The organism is uncultured Porphyromonas sp. (assembly GCF_934359325.1).
Taxonomy (GTDB): domain Bacteria; phylum Bacteroidota; class Bacteroidia; order Bacteroidales; family Porphyromonadaceae; genus Porphyromonas_A.
Map to the genome: position 1 here is coordinate 1 of NZ_CAKRLH010000010.1, position 21,622 is coordinate 21,622.

A 21,622-nucleotide genomic window follows, 5' to 3' on the forward strand; every position below is an offset into this window, starting at 1 on the left:
TAGCTGTAAGTTTGTCACATGATCGTTGAGGGGCTTTTGGGCCCCGCTCAAAAGCCCCTCAACGCCACTCAAACAAAGGAGATAGATCTTTTGGGAGCAGGTGCTCCTGACAGCAGGGTTAGTATCGTATCTTTGTTGTATGAAGAGCGGCACTAACCGACTGAGAGGAAGGTAAACCATCTTTTTAGCAGGGATTGAAAAATCCACCCCGGGCTATGGACCTCCTCTCGGTCAAGCTGTTAAAAGCCAAATAAATAGATAGGAAGAACCTAATTACAGCTTTTGCCTAAAACAGCTTTTGTCGCTTAGTACCGCTCAAACAAAAAGCAATCAAAGTTATGAAGAAAACTCTATTTGTCGGCATTGACTTTGCCAAAGCGAATTTTGTCGCCTCTGCCCTTCTTGGTGAGGATCCGGATCCGGTTTGCCTGCCCAAGTCCTTCTCCAATGATGATAAGGGTGCTAAGGCACTCATATCGTGGATCGTAAAGCTCCTCCCTGAGACGTGCTCACTCTCCGATGTGCTGGTCTGCGGGGAGCATACCGGGAGCTATAGTCTCCTCCTGCCACGGAGACTTTTTGATACCGGCATCGACTGCTGGCTGGAGAACGCCGTCTGTATCAAGAATGGCTCCGGCAGGATCGTCCGAGAGAAGTCTGACTCAGCGGACGCAACTATGATCGCCGAGTATGCAAGGACTTTCTATCAGAAGAGGGTCAGGCTCTTTGTCCCCGAAAGTCCGATCCTCTCGGAGCTCAGGGAGTGCAATGACATCAGACGACGTCTCGTGAAGGAGCACACCGGACTGATGTGCAAGAAACATGATGCCGAAGTCCGTCTCAAGGCCAAGCCCGGCAGCAAGGCCATCGTGATGAATATAAAAATTCTGGAGAAGCAATTGGCCTACATCAAAGAGCAGATCAACAAGGTAGACCGACAAATGTACAGCCTTATAAGGTCTGAAAAGAAGCTCTCCAGGATCTATGATATCATCGTCAGCATCACCGGTGTGGGACCGGTAACTGCTATCGCATTGATTGTCCTCACGAGTGGCTTTACGACATTCAGCTCCAAGAGGTCTCTAGCCTGTTTCCTCGGGATAGCCCCCTTCAGAAGCGAGTCCGGCACGTCCATACAACACGGATCCCATAGGAGCAGACAGGCTGACTCCTACTACTCGGGACTTCTGTATATGGTGGCCGTCTCAGCTATGTCTTGGAATCCTGAGATCGCCCTCTACAAGGAAAGGCTGCTCAAAAAGGGCAAGCCGAAGCTCGTCATCATCAATAACATTAAGAATAAACTGATCACTATAATATGGGCTATGGTGAAGAACGACACCCTATATGATCCCGACCACCACCTCAAAGTAGCTCGTCAATATCAGACTGCATAAAATTTCTACCCAAAAAGTTTGGTGGTTAGCATAAATAGCCCGGGTGTCGGAGGGGCACAGCCCCGACGACCCCGGGTATGCATAGCGCTTTTTAATCCCACGACCCCGCTAGGGGTCGGTCGTAATAGCGAGCTCCCGGAGGGACCGACACCCTATCGGGGTCGCATATATAAGGCATATCGCCGCTAACCCGGGGTCTTCGGCACTGCGTGCCTTGACCACCGGGCTATGCAGAAGTGACCCCTACCGGGGTCCCCTACCGGGTAGCCTTCTGGGTATGGCTTATACATCGGTCGTCGCCACTTCGTGGCTCGACCGATGCCTAGGGAGCGGGCATCCTTCGGATGCAGGCGTGCTGCAAATAGACCACACCCGGCAGGGCGGGATTGTCCCATTGCGTCTCTTCCGATCCTGATCAGCCGCCTTTCCGACAGAGTGTCGCCGATCAAACCGCCCCTCGGCGACCCGTAAAGATGGAAGAGCTAAAAATCTCAAGTTCGCTTGAGATTTTTGTCGCCACAGCGAAATTTTCAAGTACACTTGAAAATACCTACATTTGTACAAGAATTTCAAGCACACTTGATATGATTGAGTCAATAAGAAAGTACAACTTTTGGGATGATAGTCCCATCGGCCTGGGATACCCACGCGCATTCTACACAGAGAAGATAGGTCAGTACATTGACAACCAACTAATCAAAGTATTAGTAGGTCAGCGTCGTGCCGGGAAGAGCTATATCCTAAGGCAATTAGCGGCACAGCTGATTGCCAACGGCACCCCTCCCAATAATATTCTTTACATCAATAAGGAATACCTTGAGTTTTCAGACATTCTTGACTATCAAGACCTCGAGAACCTATTTCAGCAATACAAGAAGGACCTCAACCCACAGGGAAAAGTATTCCTCTTCATCGATGAAATACAGGGCATTGAGGAGTGGGAGCGCTTTGTCAACTCACACGCTCAAGACTATGCTGAGCATTGCGAGGTGTTTATCAGCGGCTCCAACTCTAGTCTGCTATCTGGTGAGCTTGCGACGTTACTGTCGGGAAGATATGTAGCGTTTGAGATACTCCCTTTTAGTTTTTCAGAGTTCTGTGGCATCACCCGGAGAGAGACTAATAAAGAGAGTTACTTAGACTTCCTTCAGACCGGAGCCCTGCCGGAGCTCTTCAACCTCCCCAATGATGAGATGAAGCAAAACTACGTCTCCTCGATAAAGGATACTGTTATGCTTCATGACATTGTCGCAAGGTATAAAGTAAAGGACGTGAAGCTCCTGGATGACCTCTTTGTCTATCTGGTCAACAACGCCTCCAGCATCATCTCCATCACCAACATCGTCAACTTCTTTAAGTCACGAAATAGGAAGACAAACTACGAGACACTCTCCAACTACATCTCCTATCTCGAGAGCACGTTCCTCGTGCATAGGGTAGAGAGATATAATATCAAGGGGAAGGAGACTATTTCAGCCAATAGCAAATACTATCTGAATGATCTGTGCTACCACAATTACCTCTACTCCGGATTTGGCTATGGGATGGGGTACTTATTGGAGAACGCTGTCTTTTTAAGTCTCAGACGGGCTGGATATCAAGTCTATGTAGGAACAAATAAAGAGGCGGAGGTAGACTTTGTTGCTATCAAGGGAAGCAGGAGACTCTATTTCCAGGTCACGCTACAATTAACGGAGAGAAAGACCATAGAGCGAGAGTACCGCTCTCTTTTGTCGATAGAGGATAACTTCGAGAAGTATGTCGTCAGCTTGGATGACTTCAAGCTTCCAACGAATGAAGGTATTGACCATATTTCGGCTTGGGAGCTTGACAGCATCCTATAACGCATAAAGCCCTACCTCATTACCGCCCCTTGTCCAAACCATCCGACCCGTCCGATAATATAGCGTGCCCCTGCGGGATCGGGTAGCACCCCTTGTGGGTGTACGCTCCATAGGCATCGGTCATCCGCGAAGCGGTGACCGACGTACAGCGCCCCCTGCTGATGGCACCCCTTGCGGGTGCTCGCTCCATAGCCTCGGGTCGAGGGGCGCAGCCCCGAAGACCCGTGGATCAGCCATTGCAAGCGATCCCGCGACCCCGCCAGGGTGTCGCACTGATTGACTGACTAGTATGTGCGACGCCCTGGCGGGGTCGGATACCTTAAATGCGTCTTCTTTCCCGGGGTCGTCGGCACTTCGTGCCTCGACACCCGGTCTAAAAAGCGATGATCCCTCCGGGGCTTCGCCCCTGCGGGATCGACAAGCGGGACGGCTCTCTTGCGGGCGACCACCGGCATCTAATGCACCGTCTGACTTGTCCGACAAGATAGTGCGGACTACAGGAAGGCACCCCGATAGGGGTGCGTTTTTCGTAGCCCGGGTGTCGGAGGGGCGCAGCCCCGACGACCCCGGGTAAGCATAACCCTTATTATCCCTCTCCGACCCCGCCAGGGCGTCGCTCGTAATGGCGCTCGTTAGAGGGAGCGACACCCTTTCGGGGTCGCATATATAAGGCATATCGCCGCTAACCCGGGGTCTTCGGCACTGCGTGCCTCGACCACCGGGCTATGCAGAAGTGACCCCTACCTGGGTCCCCTACCGGGTAGCCTTCTGGGTATGGCTTATACATCGGTCAGCGGCACTTCGTGGCTCGACCGATGCCTAGGGAGCGGGCATCCTTCGGATGCAGGCGTGCTGCAAATAGACCACACCCGGCAGGGGGGATTGTCCCATTGCGTCTCCTCCGATCCTGATCAGCCATCGTTCCGACACTTCTCCCACGAAGGCTATACAGGTCGACCCTCTCTCCTCAGATCGGACTATGCCATGGCATCCGTGTCAGTCCCAAGAAAATCAAGAGTGAGCGGACTCCGGCAAAGGACCGGAGACTTTCTGCCCGGCTCCATTTTACTTGATACATCCACTGACAGAGTACACAAAGAGGGTGCGCCGCAACTCGTGCGACGCACCCTCCATCATAGCAAGCAGATAAAACTGCTTTATCAGTAGAGGCTATTTAATTAGACTATATCAGAAGACAAACTCCGCATCATTACCCTCAGCGTGGGAAGGTGCCGGGTTGTTCTCGTTCGGGTTGTAGTTGACCTCAGTATCGACGATACAGTAGTTAAACCAATCGGGGGTGTGGTCTACATTCCACTGAAACTTATCAATGTGGTTGGTCCCCTTGTAGCTTCGGATAATACCCTTACCTAAGCGCTTGATATCAAAGAGTGAGATACCCTCACCCCAGAACTCAACACGCCTCTGCCACCAGATCTCATTCTGGAATGCAGTATTATTGGGATTATAATACGCCTCGTTATGAGTGCCATAGACATACTTGGGATCACGCGTCTTTGCAAACTCCGTCAGGAGTGCAATACCGCGTCCCTCGCTCTGCATACCGGCCGCCTCAGCCTCGATCAGCTTCATCTCCTCCACGCGCATCATCGGGATGGAGACGCAGAAACCGATATACTGGTTATCGCGACCTTCCTTGCCACCGGCAGCTCTAAACTTCAAGGAAAGACCTCCGACATTAGTGGTCTTAATATCCTTCCTAACACCCCAAGTGGAAGCTCCTGTCATGTAGAGGTGGAACGGATAGTCCGAGTACTTCTCAAGTGCCTTAAGCTGAGCATCGCGACTGGGCAAATCGTTTATGGCGAAATCAACAAAGCAGAGCTTACGAGCATCGGACTCCGGCATAGTCTCATACAGGTGCCTATCAATGACGAGAGGCTGACCATAGTTGGACGCATAGCCGCACTGAGAAACGCTCGCATCAGGATTGATCTCCAAGATCATGTGACTACCCCAGCTCGTATCAGCATCGTTAAAACGGATAGTGGGGTCATCCGGCTTAATGGTCATACAGAGCATCCAGGAGTCATTAGGTGTATTAAAGCCCAGATTCCTGTCTGTATACTCCTCACCGGTCATTACGGTGTAGCCCTGCTGAGCGAGCTTGGCGTACTTCTCCGCATTGGCCCAGTCACACATGATGAGATAGGTCCTCGCCTTGATACCATAGACGACAGAGAGATCCGGCATCTCTTTAGTCGTCCTCTTATACCCGGCAATATACTTCTCAGCCTGATCCAAGTCAGCGAGGATCTTCTCACACATCTCCTTGTAGGGCAGGCGTGGATTCTTCATCAGATCCACATTGGATGTAGCTTCAGTCACATAGGGTACGGTCACAGCGGAGGGATCCTTGCTGTAAGGAGCGTTCACAAAGAGCTGCGCCAGCTCTAAGTAATAGTAAGCGCGCATTGCATAGGCAATACCGACACCCGACTTCTGATACTCGGTAGGTGTCTCACCAGCCGTGGAGATGACCAGATTACAGCTCTTGATCCACTTGTAGTAGCAGGTCCAGGGCATCTGGGCATTAGCGGTCGTAGGACCCAGCCAAGTGGATTTATAGAAGTTACCCCACCAGTTTAATAAAGCCGGTATCATATCCTGCCCCCTTACGTCACGCATGATAAAGAAAGCCGGCAAGCCGAAATCGTTAGCCCTATCACTATTGTTTCCATACGGAAATCCTCCCACCAGATCGTTGGTGGTGGCATTGAGCAGATCATCAAAAGCATTGGGTGCATCGGCCACCTGCTTCTTACTAACGATAAAGCCAGCACCCTGGGGTTCAAAGGTCTGCATACATCCCGTAAGAAACAATGCAAGGACTGAGACTCCGGCGAGCTTGAATAACTTATTTTTCATAATCAAATAGGATCTTCAAAAGAGGTTAGAAAGAGATCTCAATACCACCGGAAATATTTCTCACCGGAGAGTAGTCGCCCACGGCATTATTTCCTGAGAAGGAGAAACGAGGATCCATACCACGTCTCTTGGACCAGAATGCAAGATTCTCGCCCGTTACGTAAACCCTAATTCGAGAGATCTCGTCAACAAACTTGGGAAGAGTGTATCCTACGGTAAAGCTCTGGAAATTGAGATAGCTTGCGTTGGTCAGGAAGCGATCAGAACCGGAAGCACTGAACTTATCTCCAAACTTCCAGCGAGGAAGGTTGCTGTCCTTATTAGTAGGAGACCATGACTTCACCCAATCCTTGTGGAACGTAGCACCCGCTCCCTGATCATCCTGCAACGGGGACATTAAGTGGGCATAGCCATAGTCGTACATCAGACCTCCAATCTGGTAATCAAACTGGAGAGACGCGTCCACGGGACCAACTCTCAGAGAGGTACCAAAGCCACCAAAGAGATCCGGCACACCGGAGCCCATCGTATACCTACTGGCCATCTCCCAGTTCGTCGTGGTACCAGAGAGCTCGGTTCCGGGCTTGGAAGTGTTCATATCCGCGATATTTCCATCCTTGTCAAACTTGGCAAGGTTCTTATCGTAGTAGTAGAGAGCCTCTCCCTGCTCATTGACACCGGCATACTTGCGGTTCATCTGATTGTACATAGGACCTCCTACTTCATACCAGATTCCCTGATCGAGGTATCCACCATTCTTAGCAATCTTCTGCTCAGGCAGAGAGAGGATCTTCGTCACGTTATGTGCGATATTGCCATAGACACTCCAGTCCACAAGCTTGGTCTTTACTATAGCACCATTGAGAGTAAGCTCAAATCCGCTATTCAGCACATCACCGATATTACCAAAGTACCCTCTCGTACCGGCGGACTCAGGAATCGAGATCCAGAAGAGCAGGTCTTGAGTCTTCTTTGCATAGATATCGACGTTTCCGGAGAGACGCTCCTTGAAGAGATTGAACTCAACACCAAAGTTAAGATTGGTGGTTGTCTCCCAGGTGACATCCTTATTACCCAGCTGACGGAAGCCCGGGGACATATTCGTGTCAGATGAAGGAGACAGGCGGTACTGGTCAGTATAAGCGAAGTTGCCGATATTGTCATTACCCTGCTGTCCCAGCGAAAGCTTAAGCTTCAGCAGATCGATCCAAGACTTGGCGGGAGACATCCATGACTCCTCAGAGATCAGCCAAGCAGCACCGAGAGACCAGAAGTTTCCCCACATATTATCCTTGTGGAAGCGTGAGGACGCATCACGACGGAAGGATCCCGAGAGGAAGTACCGATTGTCGTAATCGTACTGAGCGCTGGCAAAGTAACCCTCGACGTTGTAGTCGTTTCTATAAGAGTTTCCGGACTTAACCTTAGCGAAAGTATTCAGCTCAAGAATGTCAGGAGAGAATCCACCCTGCTTCTCGGACTCCAAGTTGTGGAAGTGCATCCGATAGTACTCATGACCAAGCATGAGGTTGACGTGATGCTGATCAAAATCCTGGAAGTAAGTCAGGATCTGTGAGTAGTTGTTCCTGTACGCTACCTCAGTACCCTTGGTCAGTCGACCATTAGTACCTGCTGCCGGACCGTAGAGACCATTCTGGTAGTTGGTGAATCTCTTGAGATCCATGGTCATGGAGTTATTGGACGTAAACTTGAGGTAATCTGTGAAGTTGATCTCAAGGTTTACGGAGCCATTCAGCTGATCGTTGTTGTTAAAGACCTTGTTGTACCTGTTAGCACCAAGCGGGTTACCCGGAGCACCGAATGGTCTCTGAGCAGCACTATACCCCTTACCGAAGTCATAGAGATCATTGCCGAAGCGATCCTTGACGATCTGAGCCTGTCCGTCCTTCCACTCACGTACGTAGATCGGATAGATAGGGGCGATAGAGGAGGTGAAGTAGAGAAGATTGACCGCACCGAAGGAGTCATCCATATTTGGATTAGAATTGACTGTCGAATTAACATACCCGACATTGGCAATCACCTTACCCCAGTCTCTAAACTTATAGTCAGCCTTAAGTCTGCTGCTGAAGCGCTTAAATCCTGAGTACTCAATAACGCCCTTATCATCTAGGTAACCGACACTCAGATAGTAAGTAGACTGCTGACTGCCGCCGCTGACACTGAGGTTGTACTCCTGACGCATAGAGGGTCTGTATGCCTCAGCAGTCCAGTCATCGGGAGTCAGATACATCTCTCTCCCATCGTAATCAAAGCGACGACCGAGCTTGGCGTTAGGATTGAGCTTACCATCCAGTCCAATAAGACGCTCGCCCTGAGGCAGCTGATAGACATTGTACTTCAGCATGTTGAGCATCTTGGTATTAGCATAGGCATTAGCAGACGTGGCGTCATACTTCAGATTGCCCGTATTGGGATCTTTTTGAAGGAGAGCATCGTTGTAAAGCATAGCGTAGAAGCTCTCATAATACTCCCCGGGATCCGTAATCTTATCGTACTCTTGGATGGCACGTGTATTGACACCCACTCTACCATCAAAGTGAATGACAGCCTTATTATTGGTACCCGAGTTTGTGGTAATCAGGATCACACCGGCTGCACCACGTGCACCATAGAGAGCAGCTGACGCTGCGTCCTTAAGGACGGTGATCGACTTAATATCAGACTGAGGGATGTTAGCGAGAGACTGCGGGTAGGGTGCACCATCTACGATGACGAGCGGGGTACTTCCTGCACCGATGGCATTGACACCTCTGACGCTGAAGTCACCGGAGGCACCCGGCTGACCGGACCCTCCCTTCATCTGGACACCGGCTACAGAGCCGACAAGGGAGTTGGCCACGTTGGATGTCGTGTGCTTCTTTAGGTCCTTCGAGTCGATCACGGCTGCAGAGCCGGTAAATGCGGCCTTCTTGGCGGTACCGAAAGCGACCACCATCACCTCATCGAGGAGTTCACTATCGGGGACCATCTTGATGGTGAGCTGTGCGGCTGCCTTGACCTCCTGGGTCTTGTAGCCGACGTAGGAGACGATAATGGTGGCGCCCTGATTGACGGTCAGCGTAAAGTGACCGTCAATATCGGTCTGCGCACCATTGGTCGCCACACCCTTCTCGCGGACCGTGGCGCCGATGATCGTCTGACCGGTCTCGTCGAGGACGGTACCCTTGACGGTCAGCTTCTGAGCAAAGGCGCAACTGATCGATAGCAGAAGGAATGCTAGCAATAGTTCGATTTTCCTTTTCATACTTGCTATTGAAGATTAGTTTTTATACCCGGCATGGATGCCTCGCACCCGCCGGTCGATTTGAAATTTAAGTAAAAGTGTCGTGACGTTATGCTGCCTCCACCCTCGGTCGTAGAGGATCGGCTCCCGGGGAGGACTCGCTCTCCCGCTCTCATCAGAGTCAATACGATCTACCATCCAGCCACAATGTTAAAGTTTTCCAATGAATATTCCCAATCACACTGTCCCCAAATGGTGATGAGACCTTATTTTAACATCTCAGCAAACGACAACTGCCCATTTTGCCAAGTGCATGTTGCAATTCCGTAACTTCTGGTTAGAATAGTCCTTAAGAAATAGGCCCCATTGAATGAAAATACTTTAAGGAAAAGTGCGTAACCGGAGGGGGTAGATGGTCGAGGACAGCAAAGGTCTTTTCAAAGGTTCCCCCTACCGCCATTTTACCTGGTACGCCAACTGAAATCGCAATGGTTTGCCGGCGAAAGAGGCATAAAAAAAGGGGGTGTGCTGAGATGACTCTCGGCACACCCCCGTTAATAAGCGGGTATTGGGTAGGGTTACTCGGTGACGGTGACCGGGATCTCCTCGATCACCTTGGCACCACTGCCCCAGTCGCTGGTGGATAGCTGTATGATCGTCTTACCGGGCTTGATACCCTTTACGGTGCAGGAGAAGGGCTCGCCCCAGCCGCCTCGCGTGTAGAGCGAGGCAAGTGATCCATCCTTGATACTCCACATGTAGTAGTCCCAGTCACTGGCGTTGAGGACCTCTATCTTGGCTGTCTCACCCACGCGTATCGAGACGGAGGTGAGAGTGACCCTACCGGAGTGTATCAGGTCGCGGACACGGACATCGAGCTCCTTGACCTCTCCGCTCTTGGTGTCCTTGATGATCAGCTTGCCGTCGCCATTGCTCTTGGGCGTAAGGACGATAAGGTCCTCTCTCAGCTCAGCGGTGAAGAGTGCCTCGTCAGCGGTCAGTTCGTAAGCTCCATTGCCGGAGATGATCCTGAGGGTGGTGTCGTAGCCCTGGAGCACCTCGACCATCTCAGCCTGGAAGTCAAGGAGGAGTGGCTTGAGCGTGATGACCACCTCCACCTCCCGGCTCACTCCGGAGATGTCATCGGTCAGGGTGACTGTCGTCTTGCCGGGCTTGATGCCGGTGATGACAAACTGCCCCGACTGATACTCTACACCGGCGATGGCGGTGTCAGCGCTCTTGACGCTGTAGGTCCCATTGCCGCTGAGGATGCCGATGATGCGGGTCTCACCATATGGAAAGGTGAGGGGGAGCTCCGGCAGGTCGAGCTTGAAGGCTCTCATAGAGACGGTAATCTCACACTTGCCTACTGCTCCGGTGGCATTGTCCTTGACTGAGACCGTGGTGTTGCCTTCCTTGAGACCCACGATGCGGATCCCGGAGGGTACTACCTTAGCGGAGGCAATGACCTCATCGGCCACCTCGGCGGTGTAGTCGCCGCTGCCGGAGAGTACCGATAGGGTGAGGTAGCTGCCGATGGGTAGTCCGGCATCATACTGAGAGAGCCGGAGGAGCTGCTGTGCGGAGGTGACGGAGACCTTGAGCTGAGCCGTCATACCGGACAGATTGTCTCTCACCACGCCGCTCACCTGACCATCAGCCTTACCGTGGAGTATGATCGTGTCTCCGTGTGTGACCGCGGTGGCGGTAGTGACCTGAGGGAGTACCACAGAGTAGTCTCCCGACCCTGCCGTGACGATGACCTGAGCGGTCCCGCCACAAGGGACGGTCACCTCGGTGCGATCGAGGGTGATCGCAGAGGGAGCGTCAGGGGTGTCGGAGTCGGACTTGCAGGAGCCGAGGAGGAGGGTCAGGGAGAGTGTAAGAGCAGTCAGTAGGGCTGCATTAAGTATCTTATTCATATCCATTGCTGTCTTGGTCATTTAGCCGGGCCCTTGTAGAGAGGTCCCACGAAGTCACAGGACTCTCCGTAGAAGATCTTGGTCACCTCGCTGAGGTATCCGATCTGGCTGCCGTTGTGGAGCGCCTCAGGGTTGAGATTGAAGTACATAAAAAGCCCAAGCCCGGAGCTGAGGACCCCCCGAGCCGATGAGGCGGCTCCGGCCACTTGCCATGAGCTATTGGCCTCAATGGATCTATTGCCATACCTGAGCTTAGGCATACCGATGAAGCTGAGGCCGGTGACGTTGTAGTCTGACCAGCTGTAGTCCACATAGTCCTTGGCAGACTTACCATCCTCATCGGTTAGGTCGGCACTGAAGGGGCTATTGAACTCGTAGTGCGTGATCAGCTTGTCGGGCATGACCTCCTTGAAGGCCTTGACCATCCAGAGGGAAGACATCTCGTTGGTCTCGAGGGTGGGGAGCTTCCAGTACTCGGCATACTCCTCATCTACATCCCATCCGTCGATACCGAGCTTATCGGTCCACATCTTCGCTTCCTTGGCAAAGTCGAGGGCCTCCTCGTAGCTCTGGAAATTATTGTACCCCACGCCCTGGTGATTGGGCAGAATGTCGACGATCACCTTGATCCCACGGTCTGTCAGCGGCTTGATGTAGATCTCAGGGTGCTGTACGATAGGCTGGAGCTTGTCGTTGAAGGAGATGTACCTCCTCCCCTCGACAGCATCGTAATTCATATTGGCTGCAAAGAGCACAATGAAGTCAAATACAGGGAGACGGCTGCCCGTGAGGACGAGGTTGCCGTAGTTCCTGATGTCGTAATTATTTGTCTCGACATAGGCGACCATCTTCATCGGCTCCGTCCTCTCAGGACCGCCCAAGAGATCCGGGGGGAGTCTCTTGGTCGCCTCGCCCAGCGGGACCACATCGCCGAGGCGATTGACCAGTATGTAGTGGCTCATGGTGTACTCTGCCGCCTGTACCTTGATCGGCAGCACGTAGTAGCCATAGTCGAGATCCTCAATGCCGGTGAGGGCTACCTTGAGGTGCTTGATGAGAGGATCCTCGGCATCATCGACCCACTCGGTGGTGCGACACTCCTCCGGCAGGAGAGAGAAGGCACCCAAGTGCGTGAAGTGCTCCAGCTTATCGGTGATCGCGCCGACCTCCTCGTCTGTCGTAGGAAGCAGCTGCACCGTGCAGCCCTCATAGGGGAGGGCGACCCTCAGGTCCACCGTCCTGGAGTGGTAGACACTCGTGAATTGCTCATCTCCGTCCTGAGAGGAGATCGAGTAGGGCTTGAGGGCGGGAGTGGTGGCTGACTGCGTGGGAGCAGGGAGCAGGATGGGCTCCTGCTGACTACACCCGGTCAGCAACGATGCCGTCAGCATCGCAAGAGCCACCAGCCCTGAGACAGTATATCTTCTTTTCATCGAAATAATCATCGTACAGTTTCTCTTACTCAATAGTGATGGGCGAGGACTCCTCGTAGATCTCCACGGGCTGATCGCCACTCTTGGCGGCTTGGCCCTTCTGCAGGAGGTCGTAGTTGTTGCCGGTGGCATCGGAGACGACGGAGCCGTCAGCTGTGATCATATGCCAGTAGGCGAGTAGTCCGTCGGACTTGGCGTCCACCTTGTACATATTATCCTTGATCTCCTCAGCGCTCCTGGCCACTGACCATACCCGGGTCTCGGAGAGTCGGGCCTGGATGCCGCGCCCGCCGCTGTAGCTCCGACCGATCAGGAAGGGATCGCCACCAGATAGTGAGCCTCCCTTGGGGAATGTCGCCTTGAGGTCACCGTTGATGTACACCTTGGTGATCCCATCGGCGCAGGTCATGGCGATGTGGTACCACTTGCCGGTCTCAAAGGTGAAGTCGACCCTTGTGCCATTGGCCTGCAACTGATTGCCGGGGACACCGCTGTCGCCAAATCTCATGAGCGTGCCTCCCTCGACGCCCATCAGGGTGGAGATGCTTGCCTCTCCGGGATCCTCCGGGGTGCGGAACTTCTCCACGTTGATCAGCGTCTCCAAGGTCATGGCCTCGTCCCCCTTGTTGCCGAAGGGCTGTGCCAGGGTGAAGTAGAGGTCACGGGTGAGGCGAACGGACTTAAGGATGTCATCGGACTCGACGAAGCGCTCTACGGTAAAGAGAGCGATGCTGTGTATCGGGCTTATCACCGTGCTGCACTCGACTTCGGTCAGTGCGATGGCGAAGAGATACTTGGTATTGGGCTCTAAGGTCTCAGGGACACTTACCTTGATCGTGAAGTTGTCGGAGTAGGTTGCTCCCTTCTTCACCACGACCTGCTCCGGGAGAGCAATCATGGAGGGATCGAGGAGCTTGTACGCCTGACCCTGTAGGTGCTGATAGCGGTCGGCAGCCTCTTTATCCACAGCGAGGGTCACCTTGCGGGTCTCCTCTGCGGGCCTGAAGAGCTGCACATTCATCGTCACGTCCTGTGATGTGATCTCCGGGTCGCTAATCACGAAGTTGGTGATCCTGTAGGGGGAGGACTGACCCATCTTGCCGTCGCCCTTCACCAGATTGAGCACCGCAGCGGTGTCGCCGGTGAGGGAGCCGGGCTCGAGGTCACTCTTGCTGTCGCATGCCACCAAGCCGAGTGCCAGGAGGGCAAAGAGGAGAAGTGAGTTCAGAGTTATCTGTTTCATGGCATTCGGTTTACTTCGTTAGACTATTGGCATTGATCAGATCCCTGAGGAGAGCAAAGCCCTCCGTGCCGGACTTATTGCCGGCATCCATCTCGATGTGATCGAAGGCGACTCCGGCCTTATTGGCAGACGTCCAGTGGATAAGCTCCCTATCCCTTGAGATCCTGTCGGCGGAGAAGATGGGGCTGTCGGGGTAGCCGATGGCATTTTTCTTATCCGAGAGATCGATGGTGGGGATAAAGCGACTACTTGCCCACAATGATGCCTGCTCGGTGAAGTGTGCAAGGGTGGGGTCGACAGCAGTGCAGCTGTAGAGCACCCAGGTCGCTTTCTCGACAAAGGAGGCAGCCTCAGCATAGGGGCTCTCGACGGCGATGAGGTAGTCAGTCCTCTGCGAGGAGGCACGCTTGTGGAGGTCAGAGAGGATATCGGTGATCTCGGCCTTGTCAAAGAGCGCAAAGTCCACGGGGAGCTTGACCGAGTAGCCGTCGAAGGGCGCCTTGGAGAGCAGCCCGAGACCTCTGACGATCTCCTGCTGAGCAGACTGGATCCACTTGTCATGCAGCTCCTTGGTCACTCTCTCGGTCATGGCGGATAGCTCCTTCTCCCTCTCCTCGGGTGTCACCTCGGTCCCGGCGGCAGCCCACTTGGCATTTAGGGTCATTCGCTCCTTACTGAGCTGTCGGTCGAGCTCTTTAGAGCCACTGACATCGTACTGGCTGAGGTCCATGCCGAGGAGTACCCTGGTGTGCTTGGTACTCTGGGCGCTTGCGAGGTCGTAGCTCTGAGTGGAGGTGAGCTCCTCCGTCACCCCTTTGAGGATCACCACGTCAAGGCTGTCCGGGGTCTCCGACAGCCAGTGGAGTGGTTGCTTGCACCAGTCGTGCATCATCCCGATGACGATGGGGCGAGAGAAAATATCAGCCTTATACTCCCTGACGACCTTGTCTGCCGGACGGAGTACGGGAGCCTCCACGGGGAGAGGCTCCTGCATGGTCCAGTCCGCACAGCTGCCGAGGGCCAGCAGAGGCAGCAGGAGTGCGATGAAATATCTATTCTTATTCATACAATACTATCTTGATATAGGAGGGATTACTTCTTGAGTGCCCACCAGAGATCGGTGGCGTGTGTATCCGGGCCATTCAGAGAGGGGAGGATGGCATTCACATTCTCCAGGTTATTGACCTTCTCTTTATTGGAGAAAGCGAAGCGTCTCATGCCACCATAGTCCTTGCCATCGGCTCTGCGCACGATGTCCTGACAGTCCTTGCTCTCGTTGATGGTAGCGGTGAGGAGATTGGGATACCCGGTGCGGCGCCACTCGGACCATGCCTCGATGGTGTTGTAGGGGAAGAGCGCGATCCACTTCTGGGTGATGATCTGAGCCAGCTCTCTCTCCTTGTCACCGGCAGCAGCATCCCAGGATACCGTGATATCGGACGAGAATGAGGGGACATCTGCAGAGGGGAAGACGGGGTCTTGGAAGCCTCCTCTGGTCTCCACACTGGAGAGATAGTCGCCTACCTCTACGCCCCATTGCTCGCAGGAGAGGCGGATCCCCTCCTCATAGTATTCGCGAGCGCTCTTGTCGCCGACGCTCCAGCCGAGCAGCTTACCCTCAGCTCTGAGGAAAGAGACCTCGGCGGCAGTGATCAGGTAGATGGGAGAGTCCTTCGCAACATTCACGCGAGAGTACTCATCCTGCTTAGGATCGCCCTTAAAGCCATCCTTAACGGGCGGCACGTGGAGACCGAAGGGCTCCTCATCACGTACGGCGGTGAAGTAGGCGGAGGCGCGCGGATCACCAAAGGCAAGCATATACTCCACGATATCAGCCCCTACGCGCGAGTCGTTCCAGTCATTCATCTTGACAGCCGGGTTGTCGATCGATGGCAGGGCAGCCGTAAGGTCATTGCTCTCGATGACGCCCTTCTGCACCGCATACTCTGCATACTCCTTGGCCATGGAGGGGGCCACGCCGGAGATGCGGATCGCCATGCGCAGCATCAGGGAGCGACCATAGGTGGCCCACTTATGCATATCGCCGCCGTAGACATTGTCGTAGTCCTTGTACGAGAGATCCCCCGCGGGAGTCTCATCGAGCGCCTCTACGGCAGTCTTGAGATCCGCAAGCATAGCGGTATAGAGCTCCTCCTCAGTATCGTAGGGGACGCGGAGATCCACTCCGGTGACCTTGGAGTAGGGTACCGGTCCGTAGCAGTCCGCCACGCGGTGGACTATGGCGATGCGGAGAAGGGTGCCGAGCGCAAAGTAGGGCTTGGTCATATCGCCTTCGCTCTTCCGCTTCAGGACATTGTACTCTGTGTAGAGGTGTCCCCCGAAGGTGTCGTCAAAGGGGTAGTCATTCCAGCCCTGCCTTGGGGCATACCGGGCAAAGTCGGAGGTGAAATTGGGCGAACCGACAAAGCCGGAGAGGACGCCCGGGAGGTCGTAGTCCATCTGGTAGCCGTTTTCCTGATTGGGGATGACCCACCTGATGAGCTGGTACAGCTCTGCACCTCCGGTGGGGATACGGGACATCTCTGCCTCCGTGATGCCTGAGAGATCTTTATTGTAGTCCTCAAACTTTTTCGTGCAGGCGCTTACGAGGAGCGTGAAGCCCAAAAAAGCGGTGAGGGTGAGATTTATCTTTTTCATAAGAGCTCAAGTGTGTGACTTAGAAATTGAGACTTAGACTAAATCCGAGAGTCCTCTGAGACGGCAACATAAAGTAGTCCATGCCTTGGTTGTAATTAGCCGTCGAGGAGACAGACTCGGGATCGAAGGGAGCTTTATTGTAGATGAAGCACAGGTTCCTCCCATAGAGAGACAGTGTGGCATCGGAGATGAAAATGGATGCGGGGAACTTGTATCTGTAGGAGATGTGGAGGTCCTGCAGACGGAAGTTGGTGGCATCGTAGACGTAGTACTGTGCCAGGCGATTCATACCCCGAGCGATGAAGTAGCTCTGAGGATCGACAGGTCTGCCATCGACCGGCACATAGCCGAGATCCCTGGCTGCGGCAGTCGCCTCAGAGACGCCATAGTGGTCGAGCGCTGCCTGAGTCATGGATACGACCACGCCGCCGACACGGCCGGTAAGGGCAAAGCCCAAGCTCAGTCCCCTGTAGGATAGCTCGTTGGTCCAGCCGAGGTTGTGACTCGGGAGCACACTGCCGAGCTTGACCATCTGGTCGTCCTTGAAGTTGGAGACACTCAGGGAGCCATTCTTATTGATCAGCACCCGACCCTTAGCGTCTCGTGTAAAGTCCTGTGTGGTGTAGATGTCACCAAGTGAGCCGCCCTTCTTGAGGATATAGTGCATCGAGCCCATGCTATTCATGTCGAGGAAGGGTTGTGACTCCTGTTCCTGCGTGAGGGGGTTGTAGTAGTTATCGGCCAGCTCCACGATCTTATTGTGATTGTATCCGTAGGTGAAGTTGCCGTCGTAGCGGAAGCCCTCATCCTTGCCCAAGTGAAGTCCCAGGGCAAGCTCCACACCCTGGTTGCGGACGCTACCGGTCTGGATGTAGACGGCATCGTAGCCGGAGGAGGGAGATGCGGCGACGCGAAGGGTCTGATTGTTGGTGTCAGTCAGGTAGTAGCTCCCGTCGAGGGTGATGAGGCCATTAAGCCAGCGAGAGGAGATACCGACCTCGTATGAGTTGGTACGCTCCGGATAGAGCTGACCGATGGGGAAGTAGGTCTGGGTCTTGTACTTCTTGCTGTCCTCATCGGGGAGGTAGACCGGAGTCGTCAGACCGCGCTGGAATGGAGAGGCGACCGAGCTGTATGCGAGGCGCACCTTGAAGTAATTGAGCACCGGACGGATCCTCTGGTAGGTCTCCTCATCAAGCATCTCGGTAATGACGCCGGAGAGACCCACGGAGGGGTAGAAGAATGACTTCTGGGGCGAATTGGCGAGCTGTGATGCCCAGTCATTACGTCCCGTAAGGGTCAGGTAGAGGTAGGAATTAAGTCCCAGCTCCACGCTCCCAAAGATACTCTGCGTCTGCTCGATCCATCCGTGAGGGATCGGCTTGGTCTTCTGGGCACCCTGATCGATATTGAAGATATTGAAGACGTTGGGGATGCCGTCCTCTCGCAGCGGACCGCCATAGGTGGTGTCGTCGTAGCGGGTGTCCTGGATGGAGGCACCGAGGGTGGCATTGACATTGAGCAGCCAGTCATTCTGCAGCTCAAATCCCTTATTTACCGTCGTAAGGAGGTCGGCGTAGGTCTGGCTCTCGCTTCCCTTCAGCTCACCATAGTAGCCATTCTTGCTGACGTCATGGGTCTTCTCGGTCGTTGCATAGCGCTTGTCCGTAGACTTGACGAGCGTACGATCCCACCGGACACGGCCGGCGACGTTCCAGAAGTCCGACTCGGACCACTTCATGATGTCGTACTTGGCATTCAGCCCCAGGATGTAGCGCTCGCGCTTGGTGCCGCGGAGGTTTCTGTACGCAATCCAGTAGGGATTTTGGAGGGTATAGTCTCCGTTGCCGTATGCCCAGTTTTGGACATAAATGTTGCGGCTGGGGTCGGCTTTCTCAAAGTTCTTGACCGACTCCAGGCTCTCACTCCTCGGCATGAGGTAAGCCGCCACGAGGGGGTTCATATACTCACCCTGGTTGATGAGGTTCATATGGTCCTCGAATATAAGGCCCGCTGAGGTGCCGATATTCAGGCGATCCTCGAGGAAGGAGGTGTTATTGCGTGCCGAGAGGTTGTATCTATTGTAGCTGTTATTAGGCACGAGACCTTTCGTCGTTGTCACACTGCCGGAGACGTAGGTCTGGTTGCGCTCCGTACCTCCGGAGACGGAGATGGAGTGCGTCATATTGGATGCCGTGCGGAAGAAGTCATCCACATCCCATCTCGGGTCACCCTCCGGGATCAGCGAGCCCCAGGAGAGGAGGTTGCCCTGACTGCCGTAGCGATTCTGAAACTCCGGCAGGACCATCGGTCGACCGAAGTCCATATTCATGGCGTAGGAGACCTTGGGTGCTCCCGCCTGACCCTTCTTCGTGGTGATGAGGATGGCACCATTGGCCGCTGCCGATCCATAGAGGGCGGCTGCTGAGGCACCGGTGAGGACAGAGATCGAGGCGATATCGTCAGGATTGATGTCCGCGGCGCTCTCCGTAGAGCCGGAGGAGGAGAAGCGACCTGAGCCCTGCTCCTGAGTCAGGGAGTAGATCGGCACACCATCGATCACGTAGAGGGCGTTGTTATTGCCCTGGATAGACTTGGTACCTCTCATGACCACCCTTGCGGCACTACCCATACCGGCGGAGCTGGTATTGATGGTGACACCGGCGATCTTGCCGTTGAGAGAGTTGACAAAGTTGGGGTCCTTACGGGAGCTGAGCTGATCGCCCTTGATCTCTTGGACATTGTAGGCGAGAGCCTTGGTCTGACGCTTGATGCCGAGAGCGGTGACGACAACCTCATCGAGGAGCTCGCTATCCTCCTTGAGGACTACCGTCAGGGAGGTGCGTCCATTCAGAGGAATCTCAAGGGTCTTGTACCCCACGTAAGAGAAACGTAGCGTCGCGTCGGAGGGGACGTCGGCTATCTGGAAGTTTCCATCAATGTCAGTCATTGCTCCCATATTGGCCTGACCGATGACGACCACCGTGGCGCTGATGATGGGCTCATTCTGTTCGTCCACTACATGGCCCTTCACTGTGAGCTTGCTCTGCGCCGACAGCGGAAGAGCAAACACCAAGCACATGAGCAGCAGAAGAAAATGCCTGCTTTGGAGTGATAGTAGATTCTTCATTATAAAGTTGTAAAAGGTAAAACTCCGTTTCGTATGCAGAGTATCCGGCAGAGACTGTGGTAACGACTCATACGGGATCTACATATGGTCCACTGAGAGGTAGCTATCCTCTTATACGCAAAGTTAATAATTATTTCTCCCAACACAGAGAGTTAACGTCTCCTTCGCAGGGGGGTGTCTCCCGGATCGGAGGGGGGAGACGCTTCTTCCGATATTCTGCGTGATGATCGTGTGCAGACGGTCTGACGTGTGTGGTGTGGAAGCCACCTATAAAGCTCAGATGCGTCAGCCCGGTCGCCTTGGCTGAGGGACCCCTTCGACCCCGAGAATATGATTACCTTTGTCCTATCTATGGAAGAGAAGAAGAGAAGCCAGTCACTGCAGTTTTACGAGGTGGAGATGGGGGAGGGGGTTACACTTCCCTTTGCCGAGGAGGGGATCTTCGCCGGCTTCCCCTCGCCCGCACAGGACGACCGGCTGGAGTCGATCGACCTGAATAGGGAGCTGATCCGCCACCCGGCGACCACCTTCCTCGCCCGCATCGTAGGCGACTCGATGGTCGGGGCCAATATCTACGAGGGAGATATCGTGGTCGTTGATCGCGCCCTCGAGGTACACAATGATGATGTGGTGGTCTGCTGCGTGAATGGCGAATTCAATATCAAGTTTGTCGAGCGTCACGGCAGCGAGGTCTACCTCGTCTCTGCCAATAGCGCCTACCCCCGCATGCGGGTCGACCCGGAGGACGACTTCATCCTCTGGGGCGTGGTCACCTACGTCATCCACCGACCGAGACGGATCTGAGCCGTGTACGGTCTGATCGACTGCAACAACTTCTATGTCAGTTGCGAGCGGGTCTTCCGACCCGAGCTGTGCGACCGACCCGTCGTCTGTCTCTCCAATAACGACGGCTGCGTCGTCAGCCGGTCCAATGAGGCGAAGGCGCTCGGCATCCCGATGGGTATACCACTCTTCAAGATCCGCGACCTGGTGGAGCTGGAGGACATCGGCGTCTGTTCCAGCAATTATATTCTTTACGGAAATCTCTCTCGCCGCGTGATGAGCGTGGTGCGGTCGATCGTGCCGGAGCAGGAGGTCTACTCCATAGACGAGTGCTTCGTCCACTTTGCCCCCAATGAGGAGTACGACCGACTGGCGCGGGAGATCCGGCGAGCTGTCCTCAGGGGCGTCGGCATCCCCACCGGCGTCGGCGTCGCCCCCACGAAGACCCTCGCCAAGATCGCCAGCCACTACGCCAAAAAGCACCCCGAGACCGGTGGTGTCTACACCCTCGACCGCCGGCGGGACATCGTCCGGGCACTCCAGGGGACACCGATCGGTGATGTCTGGGGCGTCGGCAGACGAAATCTCCTCAGGATGGAGAGCTTCCACATCGAGACCGCCTACGACTTCGTCCAGCGGACACCGGAGTGGGTGCGACATAATTTCACCATCGTCGGGCTAGACACTTACTATGAGCTGCGCGGGATGCCGAGGATCCCCTTCGATGAGGAGACGCCGACGAAGAGTATCGGCCGCTCCCGCTCCTTCGGCAACTCCGTCTCGGACAAGAAGCAGCTGGAGATGATCCTCCTCGAGTTCCTCGACATCGTCTGTGGCGAGCTGGATCAGCAGCACCTCGGTACGCTCAATCTTGCGATCTATCTCCGGACCAATCGCTTTCGCTTCGACATCCCGCAGTACAATCCTTATGTGCAGAGCTCCTTCACGATGCCGACGAGCGACTTCTCGCAGCTGGTGCCGGTGGTGCGGCAGTTGCTGGACTCGATCTGGCGACCGGGGTATGACTTCAAGAAAGGGGGGATCCTCGTCTCCGACCTGGTCCGGATGGACCGGGC

Annotated in this window: 13 protein-coding genes; 4 read left to right on the plus strand and 9 right to left on the minus strand. The window is 54.3% G+C overall.

What is annotated here, in order from left to right; all coding sequences use genetic code 11:
* Positions 1-338 precede the first annotated feature (338 nt).
* Both Q0F21_RS01055 and Q0F21_RS01060 read left to right on the plus strand, forming a co-directional pair.
* Positions 339-1,397, plus strand: coding sequence for an IS110 family transposase (locus Q0F21_RS01055; protein WP_297236554.1), 1,059 nt, complete (start codon positions 339-341; stop codon positions 1,395-1,397).
* A 584-nt stretch (positions 1,398-1,981) separates the two neighbouring features.
* A complete protein-coding gene (locus tag Q0F21_RS01060; protein ID WP_297236581.1) occupies positions 1,982-3,241 on the plus strand; it encodes an ATP-binding protein in 1,260 nt (419 codons plus the stop codon).
* A 19-nt stretch (positions 3,242-3,260) separates the two neighbouring features.
* Here Q0F21_RS01060 and Q0F21_RS01065 read toward each other — a convergent pair whose 3' ends face one another.
* The 9 genes from Q0F21_RS01065 to Q0F21_RS01105 all read right to left on the minus strand — a co-directional run bounded on the left by Q0F21_RS01065 (position 3,261) and on the right by Q0F21_RS01105 (position 19,763).
* Positions 3,261-3,431 (minus strand): hypothetical protein, encoded by a 171-nt coding sequence (locus Q0F21_RS01065; RefSeq protein WP_297236556.1) that lies wholly within the window; start codon positions 3,429-3,431, stop codon positions 3,261-3,263.
* 998 nt (positions 3,432-4,429) lie between these two features.
* Entirely contained in the window at positions 4,430-6,130 is a 1,701-nt protein-coding gene (locus tag Q0F21_RS01070; RefSeq protein WP_297236558.1) for a RagB/SusD family nutrient uptake outer membrane protein, read from the minus strand.
* Between the two features lie 25 nt (positions 6,131-6,155).
* Positions 6,156-9,398 (minus strand): SusC/RagA family TonB-linked outer membrane protein, encoded by a 3,243-nt coding sequence (locus tag Q0F21_RS01075; RefSeq protein ID WP_297236560.1) that lies wholly within the window; start codon positions 9,396-9,398, stop codon positions 6,156-6,158.
* Positions 9,399-9,955: 557 nt separating this feature from the next.
* Complete coding sequence (locus Q0F21_RS01080; RefSeq protein WP_297236562.1) at positions 9,956-11,299, minus strand: hypothetical protein; 1,344 nt, start codon at positions 11,297-11,299, stop codon at positions 9,956-9,958.
* A gap of 17 nt (positions 11,300-11,316) precedes the next feature.
* Positions 11,317-12,732, minus strand: a complete 1,416-nt coding sequence (locus tag Q0F21_RS01085) for a hypothetical protein (RefSeq protein ID WP_297236564.1) — start codon at positions 12,730-12,732, stop codon at positions 11,317-11,319.
* 25 nt (positions 12,733-12,757) lie between these two features.
* Positions 12,758-13,975, minus strand: a complete 1,218-nt coding sequence (locus tag Q0F21_RS01090) for a DUF1735 and LamG domain-containing protein (protein ID WP_297236566.1) — start codon at positions 13,973-13,975, stop codon at positions 12,758-12,760.
* Positions 13,976-13,985: 10 nt separating this feature from the next.
* On the minus strand, positions 13,986-15,041 hold the full coding sequence (locus Q0F21_RS01095; protein WP_297236568.1) for a hypothetical protein: 1,056 nt from the start codon (positions 15,039-15,041) through the stop codon (positions 13,986-13,988).
* Positions 15,042-15,067: 26 nt separating this feature from the next.
* On the minus strand, positions 15,068-16,633 hold the full coding sequence (locus tag Q0F21_RS01100; RefSeq protein WP_297236572.1) for a SusD/RagB family nutrient-binding outer membrane lipoprotein: 1,566 nt from the start codon (positions 16,631-16,633) through the stop codon (positions 15,068-15,070).
* Positions 16,634-16,652: 19 nt separating this feature from the next.
* Positions 16,653-19,763, minus strand: coding sequence for a SusC/RagA family TonB-linked outer membrane protein (locus Q0F21_RS01105; RefSeq protein WP_297236574.1), 3,111 nt, complete (start codon positions 19,761-19,763; stop codon positions 16,653-16,655).
* A 351-nt stretch (positions 19,764-20,114) separates the two neighbouring features.
* On the opposite strand from Q0F21_RS01105, the gene umuD reads away from it, so the two are divergent.
* Both umuD and Q0F21_RS01115 read left to right on the plus strand, forming a co-directional pair.
* Entirely contained in the window at positions 20,115-20,567 is a 453-nt protein-coding gene (umuD, locus tag Q0F21_RS01110; RefSeq protein WP_297236576.1) for a translesion error-prone DNA polymerase V autoproteolytic subunit, read from the plus strand.
* 3 nt (positions 20,568-20,570) lie between these two features.
* On the plus strand, positions 20,571-21,622 hold a 1,052-nt coding region (locus tag Q0F21_RS01115), incomplete at its 3' end, for a Y-family DNA polymerase (protein WP_297236578.1).

Coding starts and splice junctions, on each gene's coding strand:
- Q0F21_RS01075 (WP_297236560.1), bottom strand. CDS start 9,398: ATGAAAAGGAAAATCGAACTATTGCTAGCATTCCTTCTGCTATCGATC.
- Q0F21_RS01090 (WP_297236566.1), bottom strand. CDS start 13,975: ATGAAACAGATAACTCTGAACTCACTTCTCCTCTTTGCCCTCCTGGCA.
- Q0F21_RS01085 (WP_297236564.1), bottom strand. CDS start 12,732: ATGAAAAGAAGATATACTGTCTCAGGGCTGGTGGCTCTTGCGATGCTG.
- Q0F21_RS01105 (WP_297236574.1), bottom strand. CDS start 19,763: ATGAAGAATCTACTATCACTCCAAAGCAGGCATTTTCTTCTGCTGCTC.
- umuD (WP_297236576.1), top strand. CDS start 20,115: ATGGAAGAGAAGAAGAGAAGCCAGTCACTGCAGTTTTACGAGGTGGAG.
- Q0F21_RS01070 (WP_297236558.1), bottom strand. CDS start 6,130: ATGAAAAATAAGTTATTCAAGCTCGCCGGAGTCTCAGTCCTTGCATTG.
- Q0F21_RS01065 (WP_297236556.1), bottom strand. CDS start 3,431: ATGGAGCGAGCACCCGCAAGGGGTGCCATCAGCAGGGGGCGCTGTACG.
- Q0F21_RS01095 (WP_297236568.1), bottom strand. CDS start 15,041: ATGAATAAGAATAGATATTTCATCGCACTCCTGCTGCCTCTGCTGGCC.
- Q0F21_RS01080 (WP_297236562.1), bottom strand. CDS start 11,299: ATGAATAAGATACTTAATGCAGCCCTACTGACTGCTCTTACACTCTCC.
- Q0F21_RS01100 (WP_297236572.1), bottom strand. CDS start 16,633: ATGAAAAAGATAAATCTCACCCTCACCGCTTTTTTGGGCTTCACGCTC.
- Q0F21_RS01055 (WP_297236554.1), top strand. CDS start 339: ATGAAGAAAACTCTATTTGTCGGCATTGACTTTGCCAAAGCGAATTTT.
- Q0F21_RS01060 (WP_297236581.1), top strand. CDS start 1,982: ATGATTGAGTCAATAAGAAAGTACAACTTTTGGGATGATAGTCCCATC.